The 16,372-nt window shown below is 36.3% G+C and carries 11 protein-coding genes; all 11 read right to left on the bottom strand.

Features of this window, described 5'->3' with window-relative positions; genetic code table 11:
- Positions 1-93: 93 nt before the first annotated feature.
- Positions 94-4,446, bottom strand: coding sequence for a PolC-type DNA polymerase III (locus tag A5821_RS02590; RefSeq protein ID WP_086312945.1), 4,353 nt, complete (start codon positions 4,444-4,446; stop codon positions 94-96).
- A 388-nt stretch (positions 4,447-4,834) separates the two neighbouring features.
- Complete coding sequence (locus A5821_RS02585) at positions 4,835-6,547, bottom strand: proline--tRNA ligase (protein WP_086312944.1); 1,713 nt, start codon at positions 6,545-6,547, stop codon at positions 4,835-4,837.
- Between the two features lie 71 nt (positions 6,548-6,618).
- The gene (gene rseP / locus A5821_RS02580) at positions 6,619-7,887 is read right to left on the bottom strand and encodes an RIP metalloprotease RseP (protein ID WP_086312943.1); all 1,269 of its coding nucleotides are present in this window, start codon (positions 7,885-7,887) and stop codon (positions 6,619-6,621) included.
- On the bottom strand, positions 7,884-9,068 hold the full coding sequence (locus A5821_RS02575; RefSeq protein WP_086312942.1) for a 1-deoxy-D-xylulose-5-phosphate reductoisomerase: 1,185 nt from the start codon (positions 9,066-9,068) through the stop codon (positions 7,884-7,886). The genes rseP and A5821_RS02575 overlap by 4 nt, the downstream gene beginning before the upstream one ends.
- 34 nt (positions 9,069-9,102) lie before the next feature.
- On the bottom strand, positions 9,103-9,903 hold the full coding sequence (locus tag A5821_RS02570; protein ID WP_086312941.1) for a phosphatidate cytidylyltransferase: 801 nt from the start codon (positions 9,901-9,903) through the stop codon (positions 9,103-9,105).
- Between the two features lie 2 nt (positions 9,904-9,905).
- Positions 9,906-10,703, bottom strand: a complete 798-nt coding sequence (locus tag A5821_RS02565) for an isoprenyl transferase (RefSeq protein ID WP_086312940.1) — start codon at positions 10,701-10,703, stop codon at positions 9,906-9,908.
- A 344-nt stretch (positions 10,704-11,047) separates the two neighbouring features.
- Positions 11,048-12,643: a PASTA domain-containing protein gene (locus tag A5821_RS02560; protein ID WP_086312939.1), complete on the bottom strand. Its 1,596-nt coding sequence runs from the start codon at positions 12,641-12,643 to the stop codon at positions 11,048-11,050.
- Positions 12,636-13,310, bottom strand: a complete 675-nt coding sequence (locus A5821_RS02555; protein ID WP_086312938.1) for an ABC transporter ATP-binding protein — start codon at positions 13,308-13,310, stop codon at positions 12,636-12,638. The genes A5821_RS02560 and A5821_RS02555 overlap by 8 nt, the downstream gene beginning before the upstream one ends.
- Before the next feature lie 12 nt (positions 13,311-13,322).
- The gene (locus A5821_RS02550) at positions 13,323-14,789 is read right to left on the bottom strand and encodes an ABC transporter permease (protein ID WP_086312937.1); all 1,467 of its coding nucleotides are present in this window, start codon (positions 14,787-14,789) and stop codon (positions 13,323-13,325) included.
- A 237-nt stretch (positions 14,790-15,026) separates the two neighbouring features.
- Positions 15,027-15,584, bottom strand: a complete 558-nt coding sequence (gene frr / locus A5821_RS02545; protein ID WP_071877310.1) for a ribosome recycling factor — start codon at positions 15,582-15,584, stop codon at positions 15,027-15,029.
- A 3-nt stretch (positions 15,585-15,587) separates the two neighbouring features.
- The gene (pyrH, locus tag A5821_RS02540; RefSeq protein WP_010761216.1) at positions 15,588-16,310 is read right to left on the bottom strand and encodes a UMP kinase; all 723 of its coding nucleotides are present in this window, start codon (positions 16,308-16,310) and stop codon (positions 15,588-15,590) included.
- Positions 16,311-16,372: the final 62 nt, after the last annotated feature.

The following is a 16,372-nucleotide window of genomic DNA, read 5'->3' as shown; positions in this document are numbered from 1 at the left end:
CATTAAATTATTAGGTGGAAATACTTTTTTGAATCTAAATTGAAGAATAAATAAATGGAATACATAGGTTTTACTCTATGCATTCCATTATTTTTATAGCATATCAAATAATGACAATTGGTTTTCATCAGGTAAATCTTTTAACACGCCATTTTCAGTCATATATTCAATCAATGTTTTAGATACTTTTCCTCGACTTGCAAGGTCTTCTTTAGACAAGAAAGGTTCATCTCTTGCTTCTACAATCGATTTAGCCACGTTAAGTCCCAAACTAGGAACAGCTCTAAAGGGAGCAATCAACGTATCACCATCAATCACAAAATTCTCTGCGTCTGATTTATATAAATCGATCATACCAAATTTAAATCCTCGCTCGATCATTTCGTTGGCAAGTTCTAAAACTGTTAACAGATTTTTTTCTTTTGTTGATGCTTCCAATCCTTTGTCTTGAATCTCTTTCATCCGAGCTTTTACGGCTTCTTTTCCTTGCGACATTGCAACTAGATCAAAATCATCCGCACGAACAGAGAAATAAGCACAATAGTATAAAATCGGGAAGTATACTTTAAAGTACGCAACACGTAAGGCCATTAAAACGTAGGCTGCTGCATGGGCCTTTGGAAACATATATTTGATTTTTGAACAAGAATCTATATACCAATCTGGAACGTTATTTTCTTTCATTGCAGTCAGATATTCTTCTCTTAACTCATCAGGAATTTTATTCCAGAGCCCTTTACGCACAGTTTCCATGATTTTAAATGCCATCCCGCTATCTAATCCTGAATGGATCAAATAAACCATGATATCATCACGACAACCAATCACTTCGGCAAGTGTTGCTTCTCCTCTTCGGATCAGTTCCTCAGCATTCCCCAACCAAACGTCAGTACCATGAGATAAACCAGATATTTGAAGTAGTTCAGCAAAAGTCGATGGATGTGTCTCTTCCAGCATTCCCCTTACAAAACGAGTACCAAACTCAGGTATTCCTAAAGTTCCCGTCTTAGAATAAATTTGCTCTGGTGTCACGCCAAGAACTTCTGGTCCTGCAAAAATCCGCATCATTTCCGGATCATCTGTTGGTATGGTTTTAGGGTCAATTCCAGATAAGTCTTGTAACATCCGAATAACAGTGGGATCATCGTGTCCTAGAATATCGAGTTTCAAAATATTATCATGGATTGAATGGAAATCAAAGTGAGTCGTTTTCCATTCAGAATTTTGATCATCTGCTGGATATTGTATCGGTGTAAAATCATACACATCCATATAATCAGGAATAACAATAATTCCTCCTGGATGCTGTCCAGTCGTTCTTTTTACACCTGTTGAACCTTTTGCCAAACGATCTACTTCGGCTCCTCTAAAATGAAGATTATGATCACGTTCATACCCCTTAACGAATCCATAAGCTGTCTTATCAGCGACTGTACCGATCGTTCCAGCACGATAAACATATTCTTCACCAAACAACACTTTAGTGTAGTTATGAGCCTCAGCCTGATAATCACCAGAAAAGTTCAAATCGATATCGGGTACTTTGTCCCCATGGAACCCTAAAAAGGTTTCAAATGGAATATCGTGACCGTCTTTGAACAATCTCTGACCGCAGTTTGGACAGTTTTTCTCCGGCATATCAAAACCAGAACCATATGATCCATCCTCAAAAAATTCAGAATGCTGACAATTGATACAATGATAATGAGGTGCTAAAGGATTGACTTCTGTAATACCAGTCATCGTCGCCACAAAACTTGAACCCACGGATCCACGGGAACCAACTAGATACCCATCTTCCATACTTTTATGCACTAATTTTTGCGAAATCAAATAAATTACCGAAAATCCATTGCCAATAATACTATCCAATTCTTTTTTTAATCGTTTTTCAACGATATCAGGTAAAGGATCACCATAAAGCTCTTTCGCACGAGTATAACTTAAATTTCGGATCTCATCTTCCGACCCCGGAATTTTTGGAGTATATAGATCATCTTTAACTGGCGTGATTTCCTCACACATATCAGCAATTGCATTAGGATTTTCTACGACTAATCGGTGGGCCGTCTCTTCGCCTAAAAATTGAAAAGCTGTCAACATTTCATCCGTTGTTCTAAAATGAACAGCTGGTAAGCTATGACGATTCAATGGATTTGCCCCACCCATAGAACCAACCAGAATTTTACGATAGATACTATCTTCCTCATTTAGATAGTGGACATTCCCAGTGGCTACGACAGGTTTCTCTAATTCATCACCGATTTTCACTAAATTAGTAATAATTTCTTCTAAATCAGCCTCGCTTTTCACCAATTCCTGCTCAAGTAATGGTGCATACACAGCTTTAGGCATGACTTCAATATAATCATAAAACTTTGCGCGATTCTTAGCTTCTTCTACCCCTTTTTGCATCATAGCTTCAAAAATTTCACCGTTTGAACACGCCGAACCAATAATCAAGCCTTCCCGCAATTTACTTAACTGAGAGCGGGGAATTCGAGGAATCCTGAAAAAGTAATTGATGTTAGACATTGAAATCAATTTAAACAGATTCTTCAAACCAGCTTGTGTCGTTGCTAAAATCGTAGCGTGAAATGGTCTAGCACGTTTGTAAGAATCACCTTCACCTATATGCATGTTCAACTCGTCATGGTAATTCATGTTATGGTTTTCTTTAGCATCTTTTAAGAAAATCCAGCATAAATGACCTGTTGATTCTGAATCATAAATAGCCCGGTGATGTTGTTCTAAATTAACGCCAAACTTCTTAGACAGCGTGTTTAGACGATGACTTTTAAATGTGGGGTGTAAATAACGTGACAATTCTAATGTATCGATGACCGGATTCTCTGCTTCCGGAATGTTATATTTCCCATAACTTGTATTTAAGAAGCCCATATCAAACGAAGCATTGTGGGCAACTAAAATCGTGCCTTCTGAGAACTCTCTAAATAAACGAAGTACTTCTTCTTCTGATTTTGAGCCTCGTACCATTTCATCTGTGATCCCAGTTAAATTAATCGTGGTTTGAGATAGTGGATGACCTGGATCGATGAATTGTTCAAATGTATCGATAATATTTCCCTTGTGCATTTTTACAGCAGCTAACTCGATGATCGTATCATAAACAGCTGATAATCCAGTTGTCTCCACGTCAAATACCACATAAGTTGCATCACTTAACTCAATGCGCGCTTCGTTATACGCAATCGGTACACCATCATCTACGACGTTAGCTTCTACACCATATAAAATTTTGACTCCAGCTTTCTTCCCAGCACTATGGGCATCTGGAAACCCTTGAGCTCCACCATGATCAGTAATCGCAATGGCTTTGTGTCCCCATTTCCCTGCTTGAGCAACAAAATCAGCAACATTATTAGTGGCATCCATTGTACTCATATTGCTGTGTAAATGAAGTTCAACGCGTTTATCGCCTTCTGGTGCATAGTCTTTACGCGGTGCATGTTTTACTTCCATCAAATCTTGACAGTTCATTACTAAATCACGCATAAAAGTATCTTCTTGAATACTTCCACGAACTCGAACCCAGCTATTCTTTTGAATCGCATCAAATATCTGTTCATCTTTTTCACCATTCGAGAATTTTTTAACGATGAATGATGATGTATAATCGGTAATTTTTAAAATCAGAATTTTTCGTTTAGAACGTAATTCACGTACTTCAACATCGAAAACAAATCCTTCAATCGTCACTCGACGTTCTTCTTCTAAAATATTGCCCATCGGCATGATCGGTTCGTCATTTGGAATATTCCTTCCCAAACGAATCGGTCCTTCGAGTGCTGGTCCTTGTTGCTGCTGTTGTTTTTTCTTTTGCTCATGCTTAATCAGCGATTCTGCTGCTTGCTGTTGAAATGCAGCATCTTGCTCTTGTTTCCGCTCTTCAAATAAAGCTAGTACACGCTTGGCCTGTTGCTCATCCATCTTAGGTTCGATGTGAAACTTCTGAAAACCGTAATTGATATAAAGCTCTTCGATAATTGGTAAATATTGTTGTTTTAAATACGGAATGACCGCTTCATTATCGACAGGCAAAATAATTTTTTTATCTTCAACAATTGGGGTCTGAGTCTTGATTACCCGTTGAACGAGAGGTGTGTCACATTGACCATTCAATAATGCCAACTGCCAGTAATCAATAAGTTGTTCCTCTGTAAATTCATTTTTATCAGCTGAAATTTTTACAGACACACTTGCAATTTGCTGAAATGCAAGCTCTAACTGCTGCATAAATGATTGATACAACATCACAGGTAATATTTCAGCGAATCCTAGATGAAATTCCCACAAACGACTTTGCTGGTGCACAACAACTTTCTCTATTCTTCCTTGTTGGATCAGAGGATGCTGCCTTTCTTGTTCATTTAATTGAATTTGATCTATCAACTTTGCAAATAATTCTTGTGCTTTTTCTGTCACTAAATGAACCTCCTAATTAAAAGCTAAACGAGTTTCTTCTCACAGGCAAATAGGATACCTGAGGTGTATTCCCCCCAGACATATGTAGCTTTCTTCCGAAAAAATCACCTATGAAATGGCTATGATACTATTTTCCTCAGAAGAGCAACTCACAAAGCTAGTTCTATTTAAATTTCACCAGACTTATACTGGGTATCTTGATAAGAAAGAGGCCCTTAAACATTTCTGCCAAGTGCCTCGCCATCGTTAAGTATACTATTTTCTCTAATGAAATACAATGTAAACCCAACAAACAACTATCTGATCGGAAAAAAATTTGTTCAGATTACTCTTAAAAGAAAACATTTACGAAATCCAATCAATAATCGATTTCGTAAATGTTTTAAACTTATTCTTTGTCAGCGTTCAATAAAATAGATAAGGTGCTTTCAAGTTCTTCTTTACGAACCTCAACCATTTCACCTGTTTTTTTGATTTTGACTTCCACAACACCATCAACTGCTTTCTTACCAACAGTGATTCGAATCGGACAACCAATCAAATCAGCATCCGCAAATTTTACACCTGCACGTTCATTCCGGTCATCTACTAACACTTCATAACCAGCAACAGACATCATTTCTTCCACTTCTTGAGCTAGTTTTATTTGATATTCATCTTTTATGTTCATTTGAACAACATGTAAATCAAATGGTGAAATACCAGCTGGCCAATTAATGCCATTTTCATCGATATTTTGTTCTACGATTGCTGAAAGGAGGCGGCTTACGCCGATTCCATAGCAACCCATGATTACATGCTTTTCTCTACCATTCTCATCTAAAACGGTCGCACCCATTGATTCACTATAGCGCGTACCAAGTTTGAAGATATGACCGATCTCAATTCCCTTGGTAAATTCTAAAACACCATTGCCATCCGGTGACGGGTCACCCTCTTGTACAAATCTCAAGTCTTCATAACTGATCGGTGTAAAATCACGTCCTGGATTAACATTGCTTAGATGGAAACCAGTTTCATTCGCCCCGGTAATTGCATTTGCCAAATCTTGGACATGAAGATCTGCAAATAATTTCACATCTTCTGATAAGTCGACTGGTCCAACTGAACCAAAATCAGCACCTAAATACTTACGTGCATCTTCATCCGTTGCTTCTTCCAAGAAATCAACGCCTAAGAAGTTTTTCAACTTCACGTCGTTTACTTCGTGATCACCACGAACTAGTACTAAAACTGGCTCTTCGTCAGCCATAAACAAAACAGATTTAATGATACGTTGTGGCTCAACATTGAAAAATGCTGCAACTTGTTCGATTGAACCAACATCTGGAGTTGCTACTTTTTCAATATCCAATTGTGTTTCGTGTGATTTTTTAGGTGTGTATAGGCTAGTTGCCATTTCTAAGTTTGCAGCATAATCACCCTCAGTTGAGAAACAAATTGTATCTTCACCAATATCAGAGATTGCCATAAATTCTTTAGAATCTTTCCCACCCATAGCACCACCATCACCAATGATAGCTCTAAAATCTAGACCACAGCGTTCAAAAATAGCTGAATAGGCTTTTTCATAATCACGATACGATTGATCTAAACTTTCTTCATCCGCGTGGAAAGAATACCCATCTTTCATAATAAACTCTCTACCTCTTAGCAAACCAAAACGCGGACGCTTTTCATCACGGTATTTTGTTTGAATTTGGTATAAATTCAATGGTAGACGTTTATAAGAATTTACCTCATCACGAATCAATTCAGTAAAGGTCTCTTCATGAGTTGGTCCAAGAATGTAATCACGATCATTGCGGTCTTTTAAACGATAAAGGTTTGGCCCATATGTTTCATAACGCCCAGACTCTTTCCATAATTCTGCAGGAAGTAACGCTGGCATCAACATTTCAATTGCGTCAATCTTATCGAATTCTTCTCGCATGATTTTCTTTAATTTTTCTAGTACTCGATTTGCTAATGGTAAATAAGAGTAAATCCCTGCTGAGACTTGGCGAATATAACCTGCTCTCAACAACATTTGATGACTTAAAACCTCTGCATCATTTGGTACCTCTCGTAAAGTTGGGATTAACATTTTTGATTGTTTCATTAGAACTCTCCTTTGTTTAAACGAATTATTAAATCTCCTCAAGTGATTCGTTATAAAATACAATTAGTAATTTAAAAGAAAAAACGTTGAATATCATTCCATGTCACCAACACCATCAATAACATAATGAACCCAAAACCGATCAGTGTTAGTAGACCTTCTTTTTCTTGACTTAAAGGCTTACCTCTAAGACCTTCTAAAATATTCAAAACGATCTTACCGCCATCCAAGGCTGGGATTGGCAGCAAATTAATGATCCCAAGATTGACTGATAGCATAGCCATTAACCATATCACAGTATTTAATCCTGCTTTTGACGCTTCTGAAGACATCTGGAACATCATTACTGGGCCACCCAATTTATCCAAACTGAATCCGGTAAATAATGATTTAAGAGCTTTAAAAATCTGCATAGAACTGCTTAGTGTCGTTTGAACACCACCAACCAATTTATCTGCTAGCCCAGTTTTTTTAGGAGGCAAGATACCGATAACGCCAATTTCCTGTTTACCAGATTTTTGACTTTTAGGTGTTATATCTACCTCTCTAGTTTTTCCACCTGATTCTACCATCAGATTCAATTCTTTTTCTGGACTATCTTGAATAATCTTTGTGAAGTCTTCCCAATCGTTAACTGATTTGCCGTCAATCGATACGATTCTATCATCTGCTTTTAAGCTAGCTTTTTCTGCTGGGCTATCTGGTTGGATACCACCGATTAAATTTGTATTTGTGTAAGTTACTCCACCTTGCATAAAAACATAGAGGGTAAACAATACAAATGCTAGAATAAAATTATTCATCGGACCTGCAAAATTTGTTAGCATCCGTTGCCAAAGCTTCGCTGATTGAAACTGCACATCAATAGGTGCGATTCTAACTTCTGTTCCATCTTGTTCAATAATGGTCGCATCATGATTGACTTTATACGTAACTTCTTCAGACTCATTTCCATTAACATAGCCTTTAATAAATAATTCTTTTTCCAAATCTGCTTCCAACATTTCCATCGGAACACTATTTGTCAATTGTACTTTTTTACTTGTGTTGATTTTTACGACTTCTTCCTGTTCATTCAACTCAACAGAAAGAGTCATACCGGGGGCAAGCTCCGTTTCATCTTCTCCCATACCGGCCATACGAACATAACCACCAATTGGTAAAATCCGAATCGTATAAGCAGTTCCGTCTTTTCCTTGATGAGCAAAAATCTTTGGTCCCATGCCAATCGCAAATTCACGTACTAATATACCTGAACGCTTTGCGAAGAAAAAATGGCCAAATTCATGCACTAAGACAAGAATCCCAAAGACAATAATAAATGTAATGATTGTTTTCATAACCGACCTTCTTCCTTTATCCATCTTTCTACAATAATTCTTGTTTGTTTATCGATCGCGATCACTTCTTCCAAAGTGACTTCGGTAGTTTCCTTGTAATTTTCAACTGCTCTTTGAACCAATTGTTCAATTTGTAAATATGAAATTTTTCCATCAATGAATGACGTTGCAGCAATTTCATTTGCTGCATTGTAAACAGTAGGATAGGCGCCACCTTTTTTCCCTACGGTATATGCTAATGCTAACATTGGGAAACGGTCAAAATCCATCGTTTCAAAATTCAGCTGACTAATCTGCGTCAAATCAAATGATTTCTCATCTTTAATTGGTAGACGATCTGGATAAGTCAACGCATATTGAATCGGTTCTCGCATATCACTAGGTCCCAATTGTGCTAAGTATGCACCATCAGTTAAAACGATCATCGAATGAACAATACTTTCTTTATGTAAAACAACTTTTATTTTATCATAATCTGTACCAAATAACCAATGGGCTTCAATAACTTCTAACCCTTTATTCATCATTGTTGCTGAATCTATTGTAATTTTTTTACCCATTGACCAGTTTGGATGTTTCAATGCTTGCTCCAAGGTCACATATTTCAGCTCTTCTCGAGTCAACTCTCTAAAACTGCCTCCTGAAGCTGTGACCACTAACTCTTTTACATTCTCTTTTTTTTGCCCTTCTAGACATTGAAATATTGCGGAATGCTCACTATCGACAGGTACTATACTGACATTATTTTTTTCTGCAGCTTCCATAACCCACTGGCCTGCCATAACCAATGTTTCTTTGTTAGCTAAAGCAATATCTTTCCCTAATGCTATGGCCGCCATTGTAGGGGCTAACCCGACACTTCCAGAAACAGCTGTTAATACAACCTCTGCCTCTGCCAAAGTAGCAGCTTTTACTAAGCCTTCTTCGCCTACCCCAAATTCTACTTTAGGGAAACGCTTAGCTAGTTTTATTTTCATTGATTCTGATCCCACACCTACGTATTGTGGCTGTAATTGTTCGATCACTTCTACCCCTTTTTCATAATTCGAATGAAACGTCAATGATACAACTTGAAATAACTCGGGATATGCTGTAACCACAGCCACTGTGCTTGAACCGATAGAACCGGTAGCACCTAACAACGCGATTTTTTTCATAGTAAAAAGAAAAACCCTGATCATTCAGAGTTTTTCACCTTCCCTTCTTGTTTAGAAATTAAAATAGTCCGAATAAATGCATGATTGGAAAAACAAAAAGTAAGCTGTCAAAACGGTCTAATATCCCACCATGTCCTGGTAAGATATTCCCAGAATCTTTTACGTCGTAGTGGCGTTTGATAGACGATTCAACTAAATCACCAAATTGACCAACAATTGAGAAAACGACGGTTATAAGTAGCATAATTGGTAAATTGTAAACAAATAATTCTTTATTAGGCGTCAGTGTTAAGAATAAAAACGATACCACTACGGCACTAAGGATTCCTCCTAATGAGCCTTCAATCGTTTTATTAGGTGAAACTTCTGGCCATAATTTTCTTTTGCCAAATCTTTTTCCGATGAAATAAGCACCGATATCCGTTGACCAAACAACAAATAATGCATACAGTAAAACAACAAAACCAGTATGTCTAGCGCTCACAAAATTTTGAAAACCAACCCCAACATATAGACTTGTAATGACTGGAAACCCCGCTTGGGAAATGGTATACATATTTTTTGAAGCAACTAAGCCACCAAGTAATATCATGACCGTTAGATAAAATAAAATAAAATTATCTGCCTTTTCCGGTAAAAAGAAAAACCAACGATCTTTCGGTAAAACTAAAAATACTGCTCCTAAAGCTGAAAGAACTCCTTCAAAACTGGCAATTTCCAAGCCTTTCATTCTAAATAGCTCATAAACTCCAACAACTGCTAAGAGTGCAGCTGCTAATTCGATCACAAATTCTCCATACCAAATGATCGGTATAAAAACAACTAATGCTACGGCTGCTGTAATAACGCGCTGTCTCATTTTTATTCCTCCTCTGATTCTTTTAAACCACCAAATCGGCGATTTCTATTTTGAAATGATGCTAGAGCACTTTCTAATAATTCACTATTGAAATCCGGCCACAATGCATCGGTAAAAAACAATTCGCTATAGGCAATCTGCCAAAGTAAAAAATTGCTGATTCGTTCTTCCCCACTAGTTCGAATCAATAATTCTGGATCTCTTAAATCTTCTGGTAAAAAACCCGTCATCAAGTGATCGGCAATAGTCGTTTCCGTAATATCTTCCGCAGAAAGTTCGCTATTTGCCGCTTTTTCAGCGATGTCTTTTATCGCTGTGACAATTTCAGCTCGCGAACCATAGTTTAAAGCAAAATTCAAAACCATACCTGTGTTGTCTTTTGTCTGTTCAATTGCACGTTCCACAGCATCTTGCGTATGCTCTGGCAAAAACTCTTTGTACCCCATTACGTGTACTTTTACATTTTCTTTAATCAATTCAGGGACAAAAGTATCGAAAAAGTCTACAGGTAACTGCATTAAAAAGCTTACTTCATCTGTTGGTCGTTTCCAATTTTCAGTCGAAAATGCATATAAAGTCAGAACCTTGATGCCTAATTTACTAGCATGCTTCGTAATTTTTTTGACAGTGTTCATTCCTTCTTTATGTCCAGCAATTCTCGGCAACCGCCGATTTTGCGCCCAACGTCCATTGCCATCCATAATGACAGCGACATGCTTTGGAATTGGTCCTTCATTGTTAAAAGTAAATTTGCTCTCTGCTTGTATGTATTTATTTTTTTGCGGAAAAAAACGTAACATATTTTTCCCTCCATTTCAAAAATCTGTCTAGACTATTATAGCAATATCTTTAAGAAAAACCTATGCAAATGAAAAAATTTCGACATTATTTAATCATTTTATAGCTAAATTACGTTAATTCCTCTATATATTAAGCTTAATAGGATTAAAAAATTGCTCTCTTTCCCCTTTTTTTTACCTTAAAAACAAAAAAAGAAAGACTGAGGCATAACTCATCGAGTTACACACCAGTCTCGAAAAATCCGAATAAATAGTGGAAATAGAAGAAACTCTTTTGGAATTTAACCGTTCTGCCTCAACCTCTTAGTAAAAAGTAGCTCTTTTTACTAACTCTGATCATCAAATCACTCTTCTTTTTCAGATGGTTTGTTTTCTTCAGGCTTTAGATTCCCCTTACTAATTCCGATTTGAACAACCGAGTTACTCGGAACAAATTCATTATATTGACTCATATTAACAACAGTTCCTTTTGTTACCGTTGAATCTACATAATAAACTTGATAAGTAATATTAGCGCCCTTCGATTGATATTCGTCATAGAAAATCTTTTGTAGATCTCCTTCTAAGGTATTGTCGCGTAAATCTTTAATGTACGGTTTTCCAAATGAATAAACTACCTGGATTACTGGTTTTTCATCTTTTTCCGTATATTTCTTCCCGACTTCTACGGATTGGCTAATAAATCGACCATAGGGAACATCGTCATTGAATACTTGCTTGACTTGCACTTGTAACCCATTGGCCTTCGCTTCTGCTTCTTCTGCTGTATATTGTGAAAAGTCAGGGACTACTAAAGCTTTACCTGTTGAAACAGTGATCGACATTGTTTCTTTTTTAGCGATTTTCGTGTCTTTTCCAATGCTTTGCGAAATGATTTTTCCGTTCTCAACAGTGTCTGAATCCGACTCTTCTACTTTTAGTGTAATCTCATTTTTCTTTGCCCATTCTGTAGCTTCTTCTTTTGTTTTACTAGCAAAATCAGGTACTGAGATGTCTTTTTCAAAAACTTCTTTTCCTTTAGAAAAATATATTTTTGCTTTGTCTTTCCGTTTGTAATTTTCAGCTTTTACATCTTTATTCGTTATTTCAAATTTTATAAAGTCACCCGCTGGTACTGTATCACTATATTCTTCAATAATTGCAATATTATCAGCTTTATGCTCACTTATCCAACTTTTCGCATCTTTAAGTTTCATTGGTTTAAAGTCCGGCAATGATACGGATTCCTCCGGATCAGCTCCTAAACTAGCGTCAACAACTAACTCTTTGCCTTTTTTAATGTTCTTATTTTTTACAGCCTGGTGAATGATTACATTTGCTTCTTTGTTAAAGTCATATTTTTGCTCTACTTGAAGTTTCACACCATTTTCTGCTGTCCATTCACGAACTTCAGATAGCTCTTTTCCTTCAAAGTCTGGGACTTTTACGTGTGTCATTTGATAATATCCAAAGTATAATAATGAAACTGCTACTAAACTCCCCAAGCCGATATAGATGAACTTTTTGATTTTTTTCTTTTTGTATGTTGGATCTGTTTCGATCACTTCTTCTGGGTTCTTCGACTGATTCACTGGTGTTGTAGTAGGCAACTCACTTGCTACTTTCTTTGACTCATTTTTTGGTTCGTATTTTTTCTTTTTAGAGCGTTTTTTTGTATAAATCAACTCTTCTGGATTCTCTGTTTCAGTTTCCACATTAGAATTGCTTACCGTTGTTTGGGTAGCTTTTAACATATTTTCTGGACTATTTTGAGGTCCAAAAGAAACCTGAGAAGTACTTTCCACTTGCTCCTCAATCTGTTTTTCTCTACTTGACGGCATTTTGACTGACCTTGATTTTTTTGTTGAGTCAGGCTTGCTCATTTCATCTTTTTGCTTATTCTTTTCTTGACGGGTCTTTTCATAGTTATCCCCGCTGAAATTTGATAGAAAATCACTCATACTTTTTTAACACACCTTTTTTCAGGTAATAGGTCTCATCAGATTGCTCAGCGATATCATTCGAGTGCGTCACAACAATAACACATTTATTATGCACTTTTGCAAGATTTTGAAAGATATCGACAATCTCTTGTTCCATTCCTTCATCTAAATTACCAGTTGGTTCATCCGCTAAAATAACATCAACGTTTGTTGCTAGTGCTCGTGCGATTGCAACACGTTGTTGTTCGCCACCTGAAAGCTGATTTACAAGACGATCAGCCTTTTCACTCGTGATACCGATATAATCCAAAAGATTATAGGCCACTTCTTTTTGGTTAGGCGGAAGCTCATTATCAGTGATGGACATTGCTACCAATACATTTTCTAATGCAGTTAGATAAGGGACTAAGTTATAACTCTGAAAAATAATACTAATTTCATCACGGCGATATTTCTCATAACCAATCGTTTTAATATCTTTTCCATTCAACAGAACTTGGCCTTCTTTTGGCGTGTCCAAAGCACTGATCAAAGAAAGAAATGTTGTTTTCCCCGAACCAGATTGACCTAAAATAGTATAAAACTTTCCTTGATCAAAGGAAACACTGGTATCTTTTAAAATAAAACGACGCTGATCGCCATCTTGATAAAAATAACTAAGATTCTTTGTTTCTAAAATTGCCATTTCCCTTACCTCCTACATCATAATTTTCTTTGGATTCAAGCGAACAATGTACAACAATGGTAAGATCGCTGCTAACAACACTGTGCCTAAGCCAACAACTAAATAAGTGACAATATAACCTAATGAGAATTTCACTTCATAAGCATTCATGATGTCGTCAGTTGTAAGTTCTGTTGATCCTAAGCCGTCAAATCCCATAAACATATTCATTTGATCATTTGCGCTGTTTAAAATATCACTGTTCAGTAATGATTCTGAAACCATTTTGCCTAAGAAATTACCAGTAATCAGTGAAAGAATCAATGCAATTCCGCTTATGATCAGCATTTCTATCATAATCTGTCCCATCACATGGCTTCGTTTATCTCCTAACGATAGGTAAATTCCTAATTCATGTTTACGATCACGCATAAATAATAATACAACAAGAGAAATGATCAGTAATGTCGCTATAACAGCAATCATAACAACATAACCTGAAATTTGTGACATTTTCTTCATACTTCCACCAATTTGTTCGTATTGGTCAGTTGAAGCTTTCACTGTATATAGTTTCGGTAACAAAGGCTGTGTCTCTTCTTTAAACGCCTCTACATCATCTGGACTATTTAATACATAGACAGGTGTATAATATTCTTCTTGGTTTTCATCTGATAAAAAAGGACTGTTAGGATCAGCTTTTTTCAATTTTTCCAAATAGTCTTTATTGATCTCCAATACTGTTTTATTTGGTAAATAAACCGTATTGAGTTGTTGCAATGACATAAATTGTTGATTCATGTTTTGCTCATCATTTTTCTTATTTTCTTTGTCTTTCATTTCTACTGTTGTAGGTTCAAAAATCCCTATGATTTCGATAGGAATATCTATTTTAAATATTTCCTTTTCTTCACCAGACTCAGTGTAATCAAAGGCTCTACTGTCCATGACCATTTGATCACCGATTGATAGTCCATTTTCTTCTGCAACCTTTGAAGAAATTAATCCAACATTTTTGCCATTGTCAATATCTTCTTGAGTGAACACTTTTCCCTCAACTAATTTAATGTTTTTTTCTTCAACGTCTAATATTTTAGGATAATTTGATCCTTTTAATGTAACGCCCTCCATCATTCCGCCAGATTGCTCTGAATCTAATGAAGCACTTTTTAGATTTTTTGTCTGTATCATTGTTACAGCGTTGTAATCGTAGTATTTTACATAAGGAGAATCACCTATTTTTTTCATTAAATCTACTTTAAGTTGCTCAATTTTAAGATCTTCTTTTGCAAATTCATCTTGATTGTTTTCGTAATCAAGTTGAATAGTAGCCGTACCACCTAATTGTTTTTTGACACTTTTTTCAACATTTTGCGTAGACTGCTGAATCGCAATTGATCCTGCGATTACATTGCCCAATACAAATATCACTGCAAATAAAATGAGTGACTTCCCTTTTTTTCTAGTGACACTACATAATGCACGTTTGATAAAATTCACTTTCTCATCTCCCTTTAAGAAAAATATAACTAGTACTATTATTCCATAACGCCCAAGGTTTAACAAGGTGTTTTTTCATACACACGCTTAAACTTACAATTTCTATAGATTATAATTTTATAATTAAATGTTTTATATAATTAAAATAACACTTTTCTTAAATTAAACAAAAAAACAACAAGAAATCTCGCTAGTTAAAGTCCGATTTTTTGTTGTTTTTATTTAAATCTAATGTAATTAAACTTCTAAAAGCTCTTTTTCTTTTTCTGAAGTGATAGTATCAATATTTTTCACGCTATCATCTGTTAATTTTTGAGCTTCTTTTTCTAAATTACGTAGCTCATCCTCAGTGATATCATTACTTTTTTGTTGTTTTTTCAACTCATCGATAGCGTCACGACGAATATTACGAACAGCAATTTTAGCATTTTCAGCAGCTTTTTTCACATCTTTTGCTAATTCTTTACGACGTTCTTCCGTCAGTTGCGGAATTACTAAGCGAATCACAGTACCATCATTTGTTGGGCTGATTCCGATATCGCTAGCTTGAATTGCTTTTTCGATATCTTCAAGTGAATTTTTGTCAAAAGGTGTAATCATTAATACACGTGCTTCTGGGATGTTGATCCCTGCAAGTTGGTTAACTGGTGTAAGCGCCCCGTAATAATCTACTTGAATACGATCAAGAAGACTTGCATTGGCACGTCCTGCACGAATTTGTCCTAATTCACGTTGTAAACTCTGTTCTGCTTTACTCATTTTTTCTTTTGCTGTTGCTAATACAGTTCCACTCATTTTTTATTTCCCCCTTACGGTTGTTCCAATATTTTCACCTAGACAAGCACGGCGAATATTTCCTGTTTCATTTAAATTGAAAACCACTAATGGAATATCATTATCCATACTTAGTGAGCTTGCTGTTGAATCCATTACTTGTAATCCTTTTGAAATGACATCTAAATGGGTCAATTCTTCAAATTTGACTGCATTTGCATCTAATTTAGGATCCGCAGAATATACCCCATCAACATTGTTCTTAGCCATTAAAATCACATCTGCATCAATTTCTGCTGCTCGCAAAGCTGCAGTTGTGTCCGTTGAGAAATATGGATTTCCCGTTCCACCAGCAAAAATAACGATACGGCCTTTTTCTAAGTGACGTTCTGCACGTCGTCGAATGTATGGTTCTGCAATTTGACGCATCTCAATAGAAGTTTGAACACGTGTTGGAACGCCTAAGTTTTCTAAAGTGTCTTGTAGTGCTAAAGCATTCATCACTGTTGCAAGCATTCCCATATAATCAGCTTGAGCACGTTCCATACCCATTTGTGCACCAATTTGTCCACGCCAGATATTTCCACCGCCAACAACGATCGCCATTTCAATTCCTAGTTCATGAACTTCTTTGATTTCTTCTACAATCTCTTTGATTGTTGGAGGTTTAATTCCAAACCCTTCTTCTCCGGCCAAAGCTTCGCCACTTAACTTTAATACAACGCGTTGATATTTAGGTTTTACCATTTTTGATTTCCCTCCACCATTTGTCTAAGAACATTTTAACATACTCTGGGTATTCTGCCAGA

It is taken from the genome of Enterococcus sp. 7F3_DIV0205 (assembly GCF_002141365.2).
In the GTDB taxonomy this organism is placed as follows: Bacteria; Bacillota; Bacilli; order Lactobacillales; family Enterococcaceae; genus Enterococcus_L; species Enterococcus_L palustris.
The sequence above is the reverse complement of the archived record's forward strand: the minus strand, read 5'-3'. Positions and strand labels throughout refer to the sequence as shown.